This window comes from Arthrobacter sp. Y3225116, from assembly GCF_059091245.1.
In genome coordinates this window covers 1-937 of record NZ_JBNHGL010000487.1, presented here as the reverse complement: position 1 = coordinate 937, position 937 = coordinate 1, and the positions used below count along the sequence as shown (strand labels likewise).

The 937-nt window shown below is 70.3% G+C and carries 2 protein-coding genes; one reads left to right on the top strand and one right to left on the bottom strand.

Annotated features, from left to right (window positions below; all coding sequences use genetic code 11):
• The coding region (locus tag AC5RV2_RS18505) for a glycosyltransferase family 9 protein (protein WP_494093541.1) at positions 1 to 311 on the bottom strand (311 nt) is incomplete at its 3' end.
• A gap of 153 nt (positions 312 to 464) precedes the next feature.
• Here AC5RV2_RS18505 and AC5RV2_RS18500 point away from each other — a divergent pair.
• The coding region (locus AC5RV2_RS18500) for a D-glycero-alpha-D-manno-heptose-1,7-bisphosphate 7-phosphatase (RefSeq protein WP_494093540.1) at positions 465 to 937 on the top strand (473 nt) is incomplete at its 3' end.

Genomic DNA, 937 nt, shown 5'->3' with positions numbered 1-937 from the left:
TGCACGGCTTCCAGCCGGCCGCGGCTCTCCGGCCCGTTGCCGTGCAGGTTCACGGCGATCTCCACCCGGCCGGGCGCCAGTGCCAGCGGGACATCGAGTCCATGCGTGGCCAGCAGGTCGTCCACCGCGCCGGTTAGTCCGAGGATGGGCCGCAGCCAGGCCTGGGCGGCGTAGATGATCCGGTGTTCGGGGTACGCCGCGCGCAGTGCCCGCAACGCCGGAACCGCGACCAAAAGATCGCCCAGCTTGAGCGCCCGGAGTACCAGCAGTTCCGGGCGTCCGTCCCGTTCGAGTCCTTCAGGTTCTGCCACTGCACCCGTCCTTCCTTCCGGCTGTGCCCATCCTCCCAGATGCCCGCACTGCACGCTTCCGGCGGCAGCCGTTGCCGCGGCGGGAAGTGTGCGACACAAAAGTAGTAGCAGGAGAAGTGTTTAGGTCGGAGCCGTGCTGGGAACAGTGCTGGTATGAGCACCACTGCCGCATACTCGCCGCGGGCCATCCTGTTCGACCGGGACGGCACGCTGGTCACGGACGTGCCCTACAACCCGGATCCCGCGAAGGTCCGGCCGGTGGCCGGCGCCCGCGCGGCGGTCGATGCGGTCCGGACCGCCGGATTGCCGTGCGGAGTGCTCACCAACCAATCAGGCATCGGCCGCGGCCTGCTGAGCCGCGAACAGGTCGACGCCGTCAACCTGCGGGTGGAAGAGCTGCTGGGACCGTTCGACGTGTGGGAGATCTGCCCGCACAACCCGGACGACGGGTGCCCCTGCCGGAAACCGCAGCCCGGCATGATCCTGGCGGCCTGCCGCCGGCTCGGGCTCGATCCCGCGGAGGTGGCCTACGTCGGGGATATCGGGGCCGACGTCGAGGCGGCTGCCGCTGCCGGCGCGACCGGCGTCCTGGTGCCGACCGCGATGACCCGGCGCGAAGAGGTCGA